Consider the following 14,443-nt stretch of genomic DNA (forward strand, 5'->3'; position numbering starts at 1 on the left):
GGTTGCACATCCGGCTCAGACGAGCTCGGTGACGGTACCGCCGGCCGCGGTGATCTTCTCCTTGGCGGAGCCGGAGACCGCGTCCACGGTCACCTGCAGAGCCACGGAGACGTCGCCGGCGCCGAGCACCTTGACGAGCTGGTTCTTGCGCACGGCACCCTTGGCGACCAGGTCGGCAACGGTGACCTCACCACCCTCGGGGTAGAGGGCGGCGAGCTTGTCCAGGTTGACGACCTGGTACTCGGTGCGGAACGGGTTCTTGAAGCCCTTGAGCTTCGGGAGGCGCATGTGGAGGGGCATCTGCCCGCCCTCGAAGCGCTCCGGAACCTGGTAACGGGCCTTGGTGCCCTTGGTACCACGACCGGCCGTCTTGCCCTTGGACGCCTCGCCGCGACCCACACGGGTCTTGGCGGTCTTGGCGCCCGGAGCCGGACGGAGGTTGTGCACCTTGATCGGGTTGTCACCCATGATCAGTCGACCTCCTCGACCGTGACGAGGTGGCGGACGGTGTGGACCATGCCGCGGATCTCCGGGCGGTCCTCCTTGACCACGACGTCGTGCAGGCGCTTGAGCCCGAGCGAACGCAGGGTGTCACGGTGGTTCTGCTTGCTGCCGATGTAGGACTTGGTCTGCGTGACCTTCAGGCGCGCCATCACACACCGACCCCGGCTCGGGCGCGCAGCAGCGCGGCCGGCGCGACATCCTCGATCGGCAGACCGCGGCGGGCGGCGATCTCCTCGGGCCGCTGAAGGCCCTGGAGCGCGGCCACCGTGGCGTGCACGATGTTGATCGCGTTGTCCGAGCCGAGGCTCTTGGACAGCACGTCGTGGATGCCCGCGCACTCCAGCACGGCGCGCACCGGGCCACCGGCGATCACACCGGTACCGGGGGAAGCCGGCTTGAGCAGGACGACGCCCGCGGCCTTCTCGCCCTGGATCGGGTGCGGGATGGTGCCCTGGATACGGGGGACCTTGAAGAAGTGCTTCTTGGCCTCCTCAACACCCTTGGCGATGGCGGCCGGCACCTCCTTGGCCTTGCCGTAGCCGACACCGACGGTGCCGTCACCATCGCCCACCACGACCAGCGCGGTGAAGCTGAAGCGACGACCACCCTTCACAACCTTGGCGACGCGATTGATCGCGACGACCCGCTCGACATAGGCGGTCTTCTCGGCCTGCTGGCCGCCGTCCCGCCGGTCCTTACGGTCCCGTCGCTCGCCGCCACCGGCACCGCTTCCGCGGCGCTGGGGTCCAGCCATTGGAATTACCTCTCTTCGTTATCCGCTAGCTAACGGAACCGGTCAGAACTTCAGACCGGCTTCGCGGGCGGCGTCCGCCAGGGCGGCGATCCGCCCAGCGTACTGGTTGCCGCCACGGTCGAATACGACAGCTTCGACGCCCTTGGCCTTCGCACGCTCGGCCACGAGCTGGCCGACCTGCTTCGCCTTGGCGCTCTTGTCGCCTTCGCCGCCGCGGATGGACGCGTCGAGGGTCGACGCCGACGCGAGCGTGTGGCCCGCGAGGTCGTCGATGACCTGCGCCACGATGCCGCGGTTGGACCGCGTCACCACCAGGCGCGGGCGCTCGGTCGTACCGTTGACGCGCTTGCGGACCCGAATGTGGCGCCGCTTGAGCGCCGCACCCTTGTACGCCTTGCCCTTGGCGATCTTCACACCGTATGCCATGGCTACTTACCAGCCTTTCCGACCTTGCGGCGGATGACTTCGCCGGCGTACTTGACGCCCTTCGCCTTGTACGGGTCAGGCTTCCGCAGCTTGCGGATATTGGCGGCCACTTCGCCGACCTTCTGCTTGTCGATGCCCTCGACGGAGAACTTCACCGGGGACTCGACCTTGAAGGAGATGCCCTCGGGGGCCTCGACGAGAATCGGGTGGCTGTATCCCAGCGCGAACTCCAGGTTGGAGCCCTTCGCCTGGACGCGGTACCCGACTCCGCTGATCTCAAGGGACTTGCTGTAGCCCGCGGTCACGCCGGTGATCATGTTCGCCACCAGCGTGCGGGACAGGCCGTGCAGGGCCTTCGAGACACGCTCGTCGTTGGGGCGGGTGACCAGCAGCACGCCGTCCTCGCCCTTTGCGATCTCGATCGGCGCGGCAACGGTGTGGGTGAGGGAGCCCTTGGGGCCCTTCACCGCAACCGTGCGGCCGTCGATGGTGACGTCCACTCCGGCGGGAACCGAGATGGGCAGCTTGCCGATGCGCGACATTGCTCTACCTCTCTTTCCCGGTTACCAGACGTAGGCGAGGACTTCCCCACCCACGCCCTTCTTCTGCGCCTGCTGGCCGGTGAGCAGACCGTGCGACGTGGAGATGATCGCCACGCCCAGGCCGCCCAGCACCCGAGGCAGGTTGGTGGACTTTGCGTAGACCCGAAGACCCGGCTTGCTGATCCGCTTGATGCCGGCGATCGAGCGCTCGCGGTTGGGGCCGAACTTCAGCTCGAGGATGAGGTTCTTGCCGACCTCGGCCTCCTCGACCTTCCAGCCGGTGATGTAACCCTCCTGCTGGAGGATCTCCGCGATGTGCGACTTGATCTTGCTGAACGGCATCCCGACTTCGTCGTGGTACGCCGAGTTAGCGTTCCGCAGACGGGTCAGCATGTCTGCGATGGGGTCGGTCATGGTCATGAGTTGGCCCTGGGCCTCTCTCGCCGGGGTTTCCTGTCTGCTCCGTCCCTCTCCCCCGGCTTGAGCCGGGAGCGGGTGTGGTGCGGGGACCTACGGCGTAGTGGATCGGGTCCTGATGTCCGGGAGAGGACTACCAGGAGCTCTTGGTCACGCCCGGCAGCTCGCCACGGTGGGCCATCTCACGAAGGCACACGCGGCACAGGCCGAACTTGCGGTAGACGGAGTGCGGCCGGCCACAGCGCTGGCAGCGGTTGTACGCGCGCACAGCGAACTTGGGCTTGCGAGCCGACTTAGCGATCAGAGCCTTCTTCGCCACGGTCAGTTCTCCTTGAACGGGAAGCCGAGGTGACGAAGGAGGGCACGACCCTCGTCGTCGTTGGTCGCCGTGGTGACCACGGTGATGTCCATGCCCCGGACCCGGTCGATCTTGTCCTGGTCGATCTCGTGGAACATGACCTGCTCCGTGAGACCGAAGGTGTAGTTGCCCCGGCCGTCGAACTGCTTCGGCGACAGGCCCCGGAAGTCGCGGATACGCGGCAGCGCCAGCGACAGCAGGCGGTCCAGGAACTCCCACATCCGGTCACCGCGCAGCGTGACGTGCGCGCCGATCGGCTGACCCTCACGCAGCTTGAACTGCGCGATGGACTTACGGGCCTTGGTGACCTGCGGCTTCTGGCCGGTGATCGTGGCGAGGTCGCGGATCGCGCCCTCGATCAGCTTGGAGTCGCGGGCGGCGTCGCCCACACCCATGTTGACCACGATCTTGGTGAGACCGGGGACCTGCATGACGTTCGCGTAGTCGAACTGCTCACGCAGCTTGCCCGCGATCTCCTCGCGGTAGCGCGTCTTGAGACGCGGAGCGGTGCTGGTGGTAGCGGCACCTGAAGTTGCAGTAGTCATCTCAGATGTCCTCACCGGTCCGCTTGGCAACGCGGATCTTGGTGCCCTCGTCGTCAAAGCGGTAGCCGACGCGGGTCACGACCTTCTTGCCGTCCTTCTCAACAACCAGCTGCACGTTGCTGACGTGGATCGGCGCCTCGGTGGTGATGATCCCGCCGGTCTTCGAACCGCGGTCGGTCTGGCCGGCCTTGGTGTGCTTCTTGACCCGGTTGACACCCTCGACCAGGACCCGGTCCTCGCGGGGGAAGGCCACGATGACCTTGCCCTGCTTGCCCTTGTCCTTGCCGGTGATGACCTGGACCAGGTCGCCCTTCTTGATCTTCATCGGTTACAGCACCTCCGGCGCGAGCGAGACGATCTTCATGAACTTCTTCTCGCGCAGCTCACGGCCCACCGGGCCGAAGATACGGGTGCCGCGGGGGTCGCCGTCGTTCTTGAGAAGCACGGCGGCGTTCTCGTCGAAGCGGATGTACGAGCCGTCGGCGCGACGGCGCTCCTTGACGGTCCGGACGATGACCGCCTTGACGACCTCGCCCTTCTTCACGTTGCCACCGGGGATCGCGTCCTTGACGGTGGCGACGATGACGTCACCGATGCCCGCGTAGCGGCGACCCGAACCACCGAGAACACGGATGCAAAGGATCTCCTTGGCACCAGTGTTGTCGGCGACACGAAGTCGCGACTCCTGCTGGATCACGTCTGTCTCCTGTTTGTCTGCCGGTTCCCGGCGGGCGCCACGCAAGCTGACCTGCGTGGCGCCCGCCGAGCCTGGCGGAACCGTCCTGCGAGGGAATCCCCGCAGGAATTACTGGGTTACTTGGCCTTCTCGAGGATCTCCACGACACGCCAGCGCTTCGTCGCGGACTGCGGCCGGGTCTCCATCAGGAGGACGCGGTCGCCGATGCCTGCGGCGTTCTGCTCGTCGTGTGCCTTGAGCTTGTTGGTGCGGCGGATGACCTTGCCGTAGAGCGCGTGCTTCACGCGGTCCTCGACAGCGACCACAACGGTCTTGTCCATCTTGTCGCTGACCACGAGACCCTCACGGGTCTTGCGGAAGCCGCGCGCGTCACTGGCGGGGGTCTCAGTCACATTCTTCTCGCTCATCAGGCGCTCTCCACCGTCTCGATGCCGAGCTCACGCTCACGCATGAGGGTGTAGATCCGGGCGATTTCCTTGCGGACGGTCTTGAGCCGGGTGTTGTTCTCAAGCTGTCCGGTGGCCGCCTGGAAGCGGAGGTTGAACAGCTCCTCCTTGGCCTCACGCAGCTTGCCGACGAGGTCCTCGTCCCCAAGCTGGCGCAGCTCGGTCGCCTTGGTACCGGCCGCCATCACGACTCACCTGCCTCGCGCCGCACGATGCGGCACTTCATCGGAAGCTTGTGCGCGGCACGAGTGAGCGCCTCGCGCGCAACCTTCTCATTCGGGAAGGACAGCTCGAACATCACCCGACCGGGCTTGACGTTCGCGATCCACCACTCCGGCGAACCCTTACCGGAACCCATGCGGGTCTCGGCCGGCTTCTTCGTCAGCGGGCGGTCCGGGTAGATGTTGATCCAGACCTTGCCGCCACGCTTGATGTGGCGGGTGATGGAGATACGAGCGGACTCGATCTGCCGGTTGGTCACGTAGGCGGGGGTGACGGCCTGCAGGCCGAACTCGCCGAACGCCAGCTCCGTGCCGCCCTTGGCCATACCGCGCCGGGTGGGGTGGTGCTGCTTGCGGTGCTTGACCCTACGGGGGATCAGCATGGTACTTAGCCTTCCGTTCCGGGGGTCTCAGCAGCCGGAGCCGCCGCCTCGACAGGAGCGGGCGCGTCGGCCTTGGGGGCCGCTGCGGCACCGTCCGTCTGGGGACGACGACCACGGCCGCCGCGCTCGCCACCGCGGCGCTGCGGACGCTCGTTGCCACCGCCACGGGCCGGGCGGTTGCCGGCACGGGCCGCGGCGTTGTCGGCGCGGACCTCGGCGATGTTCTTCACGTCGCCCTTGTAGATCCACACCTTCACACCGATCCGGCCGAAGGTGGTCTTGGCCTCGAAGAAGCCGTAGTCCACGTTCGCCCGCAGGGTGTGCAGCGGCACCCGGCCCTCGCGGTAGAACTCCGAGCGGGACATCTCGGCGCCGCCGAGACGGCCACCGCACTGGATCTTGATGCCCTTGGCGCCGGCCTTCAGCGTGCCCTGCATGCTCTTGCGCATGGCACGGCGGAAGGAGACCCGGGAGGAGAGCTGCTCGGCGACCGCCTGGGCCACCAGCTGCGCGTCCATCTCGGGGTTCTTGACCTCGAGGATGTTCAGCTGGACCTGCTTGCCGGTCAGCTTCTCCAGGTCACCGCGGATACGGTCGGCCTCCGCGCCGCGACGGCCGATGACGATGCCCGGCCGGGCGGTGTGGATGTCGACGCGGACGCGGTCACGGGTGCGCTCGATCTCCACCTTGGAGATGCCGGCCCGCTCCATGCCCTGCGTCATCATCCGGCGGATGGCGACGTCTTCCTTGACGTAGTCCTTGTAGAGCTTGTCGGCGTACCACCGGGACTTGAAGTCCGTGGTGATGCCGAGCCGGAACCCGTAAGGGTTAACCTTCTGGCCCATTACCGGGTCCCTTCCTTGCTGGCAACGACCACGGTGATGTGACTCGTCCGCTTGCGGATGCGGTAGGCGCGGCCCTGGGCGCGCGGCCGGAACCGCTTCAGGGTCGGACCCTCGTCCACGTACGCCTCGCTGATGAACAGCGACTCGGCGTCCGTGTGGTCGTAGTTGTGCGCGGCGTTGGCGATGGCGCTGTCGAGCACCTTGCCCACCGGCTCGCTCGCGGCCTGCGGCGTGAAACGCAGGACCGCCTGAGCCTCCGTGGCATCCATGCCACGGATGAGGTCCACCACGCGGCGGGCCTTCATGGGCGTGACGCGGATGTACCGCGCCTGGGCCCTGGCTTCCATGGTTGTCCCTTCAGTGTCTGTCATGGTCGGTCGCTTCTCGCCGCTGGTCAGCGACGCCGCGCCTTGCGGTCGTCCTTCTCGTGACCGCGGAAGGTGCGGGTCGGCGCGAACTCGCCGAGCTTGTGGCCGACCATCGACTCAGTGACAAACACCGGGACGTGCTTACGGCCGTCGTGCACCGCGATCGTGTGGCCCAGCATGGCCGGGACGATCATCGAGCGGCGGGACCAGGTCTTGATGACGTTCTTGGTGCCTGCTTCGTTCTGGACATCCACCTTCTTGATCAGGTGGTCGTCGACGAAGGGCCCCTTCTTGAGACTCCGCGGCATCTAAACCCGCTCCTAGCGCTTCTTGTTCGTCTTGCGGCGGCGGACGATGTACTTGTTGCTCGCCTTCTTGGGAGAACGAGTACGACCCTCCTTCTGACCCCAGGGCGAGACCGGGTGGCGACCACCGGAGGTCTTGCCCTCACCACCACCGTGCGGGTGGTCCACCGGGTTCATGGCGACACCGCGGACGGTCGGGCGAACGCCCTTCCACCGCATGCGGCCGGCCTTGCCCCAGTTGATGTTCGACTGCTCGGCGTTGCCGACCTCACCGATGGTGGCGCGGCAGCGGACGTCGACCATCCGGACCTCGCCGGACGGCATGCGAAGGGTGGCCATGTTGCCTTCCTTCGCCAGCAGCTGCACCGAGGCGCCCGCGGAGCGGGAGATCTTGGCGCCGCCACCGGGCCGCAGCTCGATCGCGTGGATCGTGGTACCGACCGGGATGTTGCGCAGCGGCAGGTTGTTGCCCGGCTTGATGTCGGCGCTGGGGCCGTTCTCGATCCGGTCGCCCTGCTGCAGGCGGGCGGGGGCGAGGATGTAGCGCTTCTCGCCGTCCGCGTAGTGCAGCAGCGCGATGCGCGCGGTGCGGTTGGGGTCGTATTCGATGTGCGCGACCTTGGCGGGCACGCCGTCCTTGTCGTGCCGACGGAAGTCGATCACTCGGTAGGCGCGCTTGTGGCCACCGCCCTGGTGGCGAACGGTCACACGACCGGCGTTGTTACGGCCGCCCTTGCTGTGCAGCGGGCGGACCAGCGACTTCTCCGGCGTGGACCGCGTGATCTCGACGAAGTCGGCGACGCTGGAGCCACGACGGCCCGGGGTCGTCGGCTTGTACTTGCGGATACCCATTTCTCAGTCCTCGGAATATTCCGGACTTCGACTCGAACCGATCCCCGTTAGGAGACCGGGCCGCCGAAGATGTCGATGCGGTCGCCCTCGGCAAGGGTCACGATGGCGCGCTTGGTGTTGGCGCGCTTTCCGAAACCGGTGCGGGTGCGCTTGCGCTTGCCCTGCCGGTTGATCGTGTTGACCCCGGTGACCTTGACCTGGAAGACCGCCTCGACGGCCTGCTTGATCTGGGTCTTGTTGGCGCGCGGGTCGACGACGAAGGTGTACTTGTTGTCGTCCAGCAGCGCGTAGCTCTTCTCGGAGACGACCGGCTTGATCAGCAGGTCGCGCGGGTCCGTGAAGGTCTTGCTGGTGATCGAGGCGGCCGGCACCTGGTCGGTGACCTCGGTCAGTTCGGTCTGCTCGGCCATCAGGCGTCGCTCCCTTCGGTCTCGGCGGCGCCGGTACCGGGGACACTGACGAACCGGTCGAAGGCGGCCTTGGTGAAGACCACGTCGTCGGAGACGAGCACGTCGTACGTGTTGAGCTGGCCGGCCTCCAGGATGTGCACCTGGGGGAGGTTGCGGGCGGACAGCCACCCGGCCTCGTCGGCCCGCTCGACGACGAGCAGCACGTTCTTGCGCTCGCTGATCTTGCCCAGCAGCGTCTTCGCGGCCTTGGTCGACGGCGTCTCGCCCTCGACGATGCCGGTCACGACGTGGATACGGCTGTGCCGGGCGCGGTCGGTCAGGGCACCGCGCAGGGCGGCCCTGATCATCTTCTTGGGCGTGCGCTGCGAGTAGTCGCGCGGCACGGGGCCGTGCACGACGCCACCGCCGGCGAACTGCGGTGCGCGGGTCGAGCCCTGACGGGCGCGGCCGGTGCCCTTCTGGCGGTACGGCTTCTTGCCACCACCGCGGACCTCGCCACGCGTCTTGACCTTGTGCGTGCCCTGGCGGGCCGCGGCAAGCTGCGCGACGACGACCTGGTGGATCAGCGGGATGCTGACCTTGGCGTCGAAGATCTCGGCCGGGAGCTCTACGGTCCCGGCGGTGTCGCCCGCGGGCGACAGGATGTCGATGCTGGTGCTCATATCCTTCAGGCCCCCTTGGCCGCGCTGCGGACCAGGACGAGGCCGCCGTTCGGACCGGGAACCGCGCCCTTGATGAGCAGCAGGCCCTTCTCCGCGTCAACGGCGTGAACGGTCAGGTTCTGGGTGGTGACCCGCTCGTTGCCCATGCGGCCCGCCATACGCAGACCCTTGAACACGCGGCCCGGGGTGGCGCAGCCACCGATGGAGCCGGGAGAGCGGTGCTTGCGCTGGACACCGTGGCCGGCGCCGAGGCCCTTGAAGTTGTGGCGCTTCATGACACCGGCGAAGCCCTTGCCCTTGCTCTTGCCGGTCACGTCGACCTTGACACCGGCCTCGAACACCTCGGCGGTGATCTCCTGGCCGAGGGTGTACTCGGCGGCGTCGGCCGTGCGCAGCTCCACGAGGTGGCGGCGCGGGGTGACGTCGGCCTTGGCGAAGTGGCCCTTGAGGGGCTTGTTCACCTTGCGCGGGTCGATCTCGCCGAAGGCGAGCTGGACCGACTCGTAGCCGTCGGCGTCGTTCGTACGCACCTGGGTCACAACGTTCGGGCCGGCCTTGACCACGGTCACCGGGACGACACGGTTGTTCTCGTCCCAGACCTGGGTCATGCCGAGCTTCTCGCCCAGGATGCCCTTGATCTGCTTGGTCATCTTCTCCGCGCCTCTCAGAGCTTGATCTCGATGTCGACGCCAGCCGGCAGGTCCAGGCGCATCAACGAGTCAACGGTCTTGGGCGTCGGGTCGAGGATGTCGATCAGGCGCTTGTGCGTGCGCATCTCGAAGTGCTCGCGCGAGTCCTTGTACTTGTGCGGCGACTTGATGACGCAGTACACGTTCTTCTCAGTGGGCAGCGGCACCGGGCCCGCGACCTGCGCACCAGTACGGGTCACCGTCTCGACGATCTTCTTCGCCGAAGAGTCGATGACCTCGTGGTCGTAGGCCTTGAGCCGGATGCGGATCTTCTGTCCCGCCATGGCTACTCCGTAGTCCTTGTCTCTTTTTACGCTCTGGCATCCGCTTGTCCGACCCACGCGGTCGGGCGTGTCGCGTCTCTCGCACATGACTTTCCGCATGCGGAAAGGCCCTGCACCAGGGATTTGCGTGGGAGATCTCACCCACCGGATGCCTGATCGGAGCCGCGTTGACACTTCCCGGAAGATTCCCGTACGTCCGCCCCAGCGCTGCCCGGAGGGCAGATAAGGACGACGAGTACTGTGGGACTCGCTTCCGGTCCTCCCGACGGGAGGCGCGCAACATCGGCGCTCGACCGAGCAACTTGGGTAGTCTGCCATACCGGACGCACCGGACGCCAATCGAGCCGGGTAGCTTACCCCGTGGCCCGGAACACCCAAACCTGGGCGGGGCGGGTCCGGACAGGTCCCGATCACCGCCCGCGCGGGGCCGTCGCCTCGCCGGTGTCCGCCCCGCCCGCGCGGGCGGCGGTCAACAGGGGCGCGCGGCAGGCGCTTTGAGGCGCGAATCGTGGCCTATTGGCGCTCTGTCCCGATACCCGCCCGCCCGGGTAACTTTCCAAGGTGAGCCTATGGACTTCCCTGGAGCCCCCGTCCACGACTGTCGACGCGGGCAGCACCGCGGCCGTGCGCCTTCGCATCCGCAACACCGGCGACGTCGTCGACGAGTACCGCTTCACCGTCGTCGGTGACCTCGCGCCCTACATCACCGCCGAACCGGCGACCCTCCGCCTCTACCCGGGCACCACGGGCACGGTCGAGCTCACGGTCGCGCCGCCCCGCACCCCCGACGCCACCGCCGGGCCGCACCCCTACGCCGTGCAGATCACCCCGTCCGAGCAGCCCGAGGCGACCACCGTCCCCGAGGGCAACATCACGGTGACGCCGTTCGTCGAGGTGCGCGCGGAACTCGTCCCGCACACCGTCAAGGGGCGCTTCCGGGGACGGCCCAAGCTGGCTGTCGACAACCTCGGCAACACCGCCCTCACCGCCTCCGTGAACGGCGAGGACAACGGCGACCAGCTCGGCTACGAGATCGTCCCGTCCAACGTCCGTATCGAGCCGGGCCGAGCGGCCTTCGTCGCCGCCACGTTGAAGCCCCGCCAGATCATCTGGATCGGCGCCAAGCAGAACCGGCCGTACCGGCTGTCGGTGTCCCGCTCGGGGGTCAGCCCGCTGACCGTGGACGGCGCCTACGTCCAGCGCGGCGTCCTGCCCCGCTGGCTCTTCACCGCCCTCACCCTCTGCCTGGGGCTCGTCATCGTCGGCGTCGCGCTCTGGTTCACCCATGCGCCCGCCCTCAGCAGCCGGGCCACGCCACTCGTCCAGCAGAGCACCGCGAGTGTGCTCCCCAGCCCGAGTTCCGCGCCCGCGCCGCCGCAGCCGGCCGCCACCACCCCGAGTGCGGCGGCGCCCACCACCCCGCAGGACACCCCGGCCCGCGGAGGCGGCGGCACCAGCGGCGGAGGCGGCAGCGGCGGAAGCAGCGGTGGGGGCCACGGCGGCGGAAGCAGCGGTGGGGGCGGCAGCGGCACCAAGCACACGACGCCGCCCGCCAGCGGGAGTTCGGCCGTCGAGCTGGTCGGCCAGGGCTCCCACCGGTGCATCACGGTGACGGACGGCGTCGCGCCGGGGGGCAAGGACGGCAAGCCGCTGGAGCTGTGGGACTGTAGCGGCGCCGCCTGGCAGCAGTGGACCTTCGTCCTGGACGGGAAGGCCGACTACCGGGGCACCATCCACTCGCTGGGACTGTGCATGGACGTCGCCAACGCGAACACGGCCGCCGGCACCACGGTCCAGCTGGCCAACTGCAACGGCGGCCCGGCCCAGGTGTGGACCCTCAACACCACCACGGGCGGCGATCTGGTGAGCATCCTCGCCAACAAGTGCGTGGCCGCGGTCAACAAGGGAACCGGCAACGGGACCAAGTTGCAGTTGGCGGACTGCGCCGGCACCTCCAACCAGAAGTGGGTCCGGGCCAAACCGTGAGGGTGCGGAAGGCCCGGCGACATGCGGCCGGCGTCCTCGGCACACCGCTGTGGGTGTCGGGCCATGACTGGCACCGGCCCGCACCGATGCCCGGTCCGGCGCTCGCCGGGCGACCGCTCCGCACCGGGGGCGGCCGGTCGCGAAACTGACACGCCCCGCCGCCTGCGCAGCCGGCCGTACTAGGGTCACGGGAATCCACCTAGTGCAGGGAGGCCCGCGATGGCGGTGAAGGCCCAGGGTTCGGGTGCCCTGCTGCGTCTGCGGAAGGTCAGCAGGAACTACGGGAAGCGGCAGGCGCTGCTGCCGCTGGACCTGGATGTGACCGCCGGGAAGTGCACCGCGCTGTTCGGGCACAACGGGTCGGGCAAGTCGACGCTGCTGCGGATCGCGTCCGGCCGCGACGCCCCCACCAGCGGCCAGGCGCTCTTCGCCGGGCGGCCGATCAGCGAGGACGACCCGGAGGTACGCGCCCGGGTCGCCGTGGTCGGTGACACCGTGGCCTGCTACCCCGACCTCACCGTGCGCGAGCACCTGGAACTGGTGACGGTCGCGCACGCCGTCGACGACGCGGCCGGCTGGATCGACCAGGTGCTCGCCGACCGCCGGCTGTCCGACCACGCGGACGCGCTGCCCGGCGCCCTGTCCTCCGGCCAGATGCAGTCCCTGCTGCTCGCCGCCGCGCTGGTCCGCCCGCGGGACCTGCTGGTCTTGGACGAGCCCGAGCAGCGGCTCGACCCCGACGCCCGGCAGCGGCTGGCCGAACTGCTGGTCGCCGAGAAGGAGAGCGGCGTGGCGGTGCTGCTCGCCACCCACCAGGCCGAGCTGGCCGAGGCGGTCGCCGACCACCTGGTCGCCCTGGAGGACGGCCGGGTCGCCGCCCAGGGCCCGCCGGCCGACGTGCTGCGGCAGCTCGGCGCGGGCGCATGACCGGCAGCAGCCGCGCCTCGGCGGACACCCCCGAGGGGCCCGGACTCGCGGACCACGACGCCGACATGACCGACAGCCCCGCGCCCGACAGCCCCGTACCCGACAGCCCCGTACCCGGCGAGCTCGCACCCGACGACCCGGCAGCCGACGACCCCGACACCTACGCCTCCGGCGGCTGGAGCGAGGCCGACGACGACCGCACCACCGAGACGCTCGCCTGGCTGCGGACCAAGCGCAAGGCCCACCGCCGCCGGCAGGGCCGCGACCTGGCGGTGCTGCTCTACTCCGTGCTGCTCGCCGTCGTCGGCTACGGCAGCGGGCTGGCCGTGCACTTCCTGCGCGGCCTCGACGAAGGGACGGACTACGGCGGTTTCGGCGCCGGACTGACCCGCGGCCTGCCCGCCCTGTTCACCGCGCTGAGCCTGCTGCTGTTCCTGGTCTCGGCCCGCGACGCGCTGTGGCGCGGCCCGGTGGTGCTGCCCGGCCCGGCCGTGGGCTGGCTGCTGGCGCAGCCGGTGCGGCGCGCGGCGGTGCTGCGGCCGTGGTTCCGGCTCTCCGCCTGGCTCGCGCTGATCCCCGGCGTGCTCGGCGGCGTCGCGGGGGCGGTGGCGCTGCGCGTCACCGGCCAGGCGTCCATCGGCGAGGCCCTGCCGGCCGCGCTGCCCGCCGCCGTCTGCCTGCCCCTGCTCGCGGTCGCCTTCGGCATGGCCGTGGAGCGCCGCCCGGACCGCGCCAGGACCGTACGGCGCTGGACCGCGCCCGCCGTCCTGCTGCTGGCCGCGCTCGGCGCGCAGACCGGGCTGGCCGGCTCCGGGCACCGGGTCCGGCCGCTGGAGTGGGTCGAGTTGTGGTCGGGGCCGTGGGGCTGGGCCGCCCAGCCGGTGGTCCGCGCCTGCGGCGGCAGCGTGCCGGGCTGGCCGGCCGCCCTGGCGCTGCTGCTGGCCGCCACCGCCGCCGCGGTCGTGCTCGCCCACCGCGAGGCCGCCGCCGTACCGACCGGGCAACTGCGGGCCAGGGCCGCCACCGCCACCACCGTCGCCTCGGTCGCCTGGTCGCTCGAACTGCGCGCCGCCAAGCTCGCCCTGCTGGAGGCCGGCGGCGGTGACGCCACCCGCATGGTCCGGCTGCCGCCCCCGCGCGGGCGCTGGGCCCGGCACCTCGCCGTCGTCTGGCGCGACGCCCTGACGCTGCTGCGCGCGCCCGGCCGGGTCGGCCGGGCCGTGCTGTGGACGGCCGCCGCCGCGACCGCGGCCGGGCTCGGCGCCGACCTCGGCGGCGAGCGGCGGCCGGTCGGCCTGGTGGTCGGCCTGGTCTGCGGCTACCTCGCGGTCGGCGCGCTCGCCGAGTCCGCCCGGGTCGAGACCGACGACCTGCGCCGCGCGGCCTGGTCGCCGTACCGGCTGCGCAGCCTCATGCTGCAACACGGCATCGTGCCGGCCGTCGTGGGCGCGGTCCTCGGCCTGCTCGCCGCGGTGCCCTTCGCGCTGCACGGCGCCCCGATCGCCCTGCTCTACCTGCCGCTGTGCGCCTTCCCGTTCACCGCCGCCGCGCTCTACGGCGCCTGCCGCGGCCCCGCCCGCACCCAGCTCATGTTCCTCGGCGGCGGCTCCCCCATCGGCTCCCCCGGGCCCCTCATCTACCTGGCGTGGTACGCGGCCGGGCCGCTCGTCGCGGTGACGGTACTGGCGCTCACGCTCTCCCACGGCGCCCCCGCCACCGTGCTGACGGTCACGGTGCTCCTCACGGCGGCCATCGCCTACGCGGCGAGCGCGGCAGCGAACAAGCTCCTGCGCTGACCCTCCGCACGCAAGAAGGTGCCCCA

The 14,443-nt window shown here is 69.6% G+C and carries 24 protein-coding genes; 3 read left to right on the plus strand and 21 right to left on the minus strand.

The features are described 5' to 3' along the window. Nucleotides 1-15: 15 nt before the first annotated feature. The 21 genes from rplO to rpsJ all read right to left on the minus strand — a co-directional run bounded on the left by rplO (nt 16) and on the right by rpsJ (nt 9,708). Entirely contained in the window at nt 16-468 is a 453-nt protein-coding gene (rplO, locus tag OG896_RS14950; protein ID WP_402447262.1) for a 50S ribosomal protein L15, read from the minus strand. A 2-nt stretch (nt 469-470) separates the two neighbouring features. Beyond that, a complete protein-coding gene (rpmD, locus tag OG896_RS14955) occupies nt 471-653 on the minus strand; it encodes a 50S ribosomal protein L30 (RefSeq protein WP_031524772.1) in 183 nt (60 codons plus the stop codon). Next, a complete protein-coding gene (rpsE, locus tag OG896_RS14960; RefSeq protein WP_031524774.1) occupies nt 653-1,258 on the minus strand; it encodes a 30S ribosomal protein S5 in 606 nt (201 codons plus the stop codon). The genes rpmD and rpsE overlap by 1 nt, the downstream gene beginning before the upstream one ends. A 42-nt stretch (nt 1,259-1,300) precedes the next feature. After that, nucleotides 1,301-1,684: a 50S ribosomal protein L18 gene (gene rplR, locus OG896_RS14965; RefSeq protein WP_328468113.1), complete on the minus strand. Its 384-nt coding sequence runs from the start codon at nt 1,682-1,684 to the stop codon at nt 1,301-1,303. Nucleotides 1,685-1,686: 2 nt separating this feature from the next. Further along, a complete protein-coding gene (gene rplF, locus OG896_RS14970; RefSeq protein ID WP_328468111.1) occupies nt 1,687-2,226 on the minus strand; it encodes a 50S ribosomal protein L6 in 540 nt (179 codons plus the stop codon). Between the two features lie 21 nt (nt 2,227-2,247). Then, nucleotides 2,248-2,646, minus strand: a complete 399-nt coding sequence (gene rpsH / locus OG896_RS14975) for a 30S ribosomal protein S8 (RefSeq protein WP_328468109.1) — start codon at nt 2,644-2,646, stop codon at nt 2,248-2,250. A gap of 130 nt (nt 2,647-2,776) precedes the next feature. Further along, nucleotides 2,777-2,962, minus strand: a complete 186-nt coding sequence (locus OG896_RS14980) for a type Z 30S ribosomal protein S14 (protein ID WP_093713218.1) — start codon at nt 2,960-2,962, stop codon at nt 2,777-2,779. A gap of 2 nt (nt 2,963-2,964) precedes the next feature. Next, nucleotides 2,965-3,546 (minus strand): 50S ribosomal protein L5, encoded by a 582-nt coding sequence (rplE, locus tag OG896_RS14985; RefSeq protein ID WP_329365791.1) that lies wholly within the window; start codon nt 3,544-3,546, stop codon nt 2,965-2,967. A gap of 1 nt (nt 3,547) precedes the next feature. After that, nucleotides 3,548-3,871 carry a 50S ribosomal protein L24 gene (rplX, locus tag OG896_RS14990; protein ID WP_328468103.1) on the minus strand — a complete coding sequence of 108 codons (324 nt, stop codon included), beginning with the start codon at nt 3,869-3,871 and terminating at the stop codon, nt 3,548-3,550. Between the two features lie 3 nt (nt 3,872-3,874). Then, nucleotides 3,875-4,243 (minus strand): 50S ribosomal protein L14, encoded by a 369-nt coding sequence (rplN, locus tag OG896_RS14995; RefSeq protein ID WP_103886911.1) that lies wholly within the window; start codon nt 4,241-4,243, stop codon nt 3,875-3,877. Nucleotides 4,244-4,359: 116 nt separating this feature from the next. After that, nucleotides 4,360-4,650, minus strand: a complete 291-nt coding sequence (gene rpsQ / locus OG896_RS15000) for a 30S ribosomal protein S17 (RefSeq protein WP_328468101.1) — start codon at nt 4,648-4,650, stop codon at nt 4,360-4,362. Beyond that, nucleotides 4,650-4,874 (minus strand): 50S ribosomal protein L29, encoded by a 225-nt coding sequence (gene rpmC / locus OG896_RS15005; protein ID WP_328468099.1) that lies wholly within the window; start codon nt 4,872-4,874, stop codon nt 4,650-4,652. The genes rpsQ and rpmC overlap by 1 nt, the downstream gene beginning before the upstream one ends. Then, complete coding sequence (gene rplP / locus OG896_RS15010) at nt 4,874-5,293, minus strand: 50S ribosomal protein L16 (protein WP_093786106.1); 420 nt, start codon at nt 5,291-5,293, stop codon at nt 4,874-4,876. The genes rpmC and rplP overlap by 1 nt, the downstream gene beginning before the upstream one ends. Before the next feature lie 5 nt (nt 5,294-5,298). Then, nucleotides 5,299-6,138 carry a 30S ribosomal protein S3 gene (gene rpsC, locus OG896_RS15015; protein ID WP_328468096.1) on the minus strand — a complete coding sequence of 280 codons (840 nt, stop codon included), beginning with the start codon at nt 6,136-6,138 and terminating at the stop codon, nt 5,299-5,301. Then, the gene (rplV, locus tag OG896_RS15020; RefSeq protein ID WP_328468094.1) at nt 6,138-6,485 is read right to left on the minus strand and encodes a 50S ribosomal protein L22; all 348 of its coding nucleotides are present in this window, start codon (nt 6,483-6,485) and stop codon (nt 6,138-6,140) included. The genes rpsC and rplV overlap by 1 nt, the downstream gene beginning before the upstream one ends. Before the next feature lie 47 nt (nt 6,486-6,532). Next, a complete protein-coding gene (rpsS, locus tag OG896_RS15025; RefSeq protein WP_202235517.1) occupies nt 6,533-6,814 on the minus strand; it encodes a 30S ribosomal protein S19 in 282 nt (93 codons plus the stop codon). Nucleotides 6,815-6,826: 12 nt separating this feature from the next. Beyond that, nucleotides 6,827-7,663, minus strand: a complete 837-nt coding sequence (gene rplB / locus OG896_RS15030; RefSeq protein ID WP_202235516.1) for a 50S ribosomal protein L2 — start codon at nt 7,661-7,663, stop codon at nt 6,827-6,829. A gap of 47 nt (nt 7,664-7,710) precedes the next feature. Further along, entirely contained in the window at nt 7,711-8,073 is a 363-nt protein-coding gene (rplW, locus tag OG896_RS15035; RefSeq protein WP_402447255.1) for a 50S ribosomal protein L23, read from the minus strand. Then, nucleotides 8,073-8,735, minus strand: a complete 663-nt coding sequence (gene rplD, locus OG896_RS15040; protein WP_328468086.1) for a 50S ribosomal protein L4 — start codon at nt 8,733-8,735, stop codon at nt 8,073-8,075. The genes rplW and rplD overlap by 1 nt, the downstream gene beginning before the upstream one ends. A 5-nt stretch (nt 8,736-8,740) precedes the next feature. Beyond that, entirely contained in the window at nt 8,741-9,385 is a 645-nt protein-coding gene (gene rplC / locus OG896_RS15045; RefSeq protein ID WP_103886919.1) for a 50S ribosomal protein L3, read from the minus strand. Between the two features lie 14 nt (nt 9,386-9,399). Continuing rightward, nucleotides 9,400-9,708: a 30S ribosomal protein S10 gene (gene rpsJ, locus OG896_RS15050; RefSeq protein WP_014144312.1), complete on the minus strand. Its 309-nt coding sequence runs from the start codon at nt 9,706-9,708 to the stop codon at nt 9,400-9,402. A gap of 561 nt (nt 9,709-10,269) precedes the next feature. Between rpsJ and OG896_RS15055 the strand changes: the two genes are divergently transcribed. The 3 genes from OG896_RS15055 to OG896_RS15065 all read left to right on the plus strand — a co-directional run bounded on the left by OG896_RS15055 (nt 10,270) and on the right by OG896_RS15065 (nt 14,417). Continuing rightward, nucleotides 10,270-11,694, plus strand: a complete 1,425-nt coding sequence (locus tag OG896_RS15055) for a ricin-type beta-trefoil lectin domain protein (RefSeq protein WP_329365800.1) — start codon at nt 10,270-10,272, stop codon at nt 11,692-11,694. A gap of 219 nt (nt 11,695-11,913) precedes the next feature. Continuing rightward, on the plus strand, nt 11,914-12,621 hold the full coding sequence (locus OG896_RS15060; RefSeq protein WP_329365802.1) for an ABC transporter ATP-binding protein: 708 nt from the start codon (nt 11,914-11,916) through the stop codon (nt 12,619-12,621). Continuing rightward, nucleotides 12,618-14,417, plus strand: coding sequence for a hypothetical protein (locus OG896_RS15065; protein ID WP_329365804.1), 1,800 nt, complete (start codon nt 12,618-12,620; stop codon nt 14,415-14,417). The genes OG896_RS15060 and OG896_RS15065 overlap by 4 nt, the downstream gene beginning before the upstream one ends. Nucleotides 14,418-14,443 lie beyond the last annotated feature (26 nt).

Source organism: Streptomyces sp. NBC_00669, assembly GCF_036226785.1.
Lineage (GTDB): Bacteria > Actinomycetota > Actinomycetes > Streptomycetales > Streptomycetaceae > Actinacidiphila.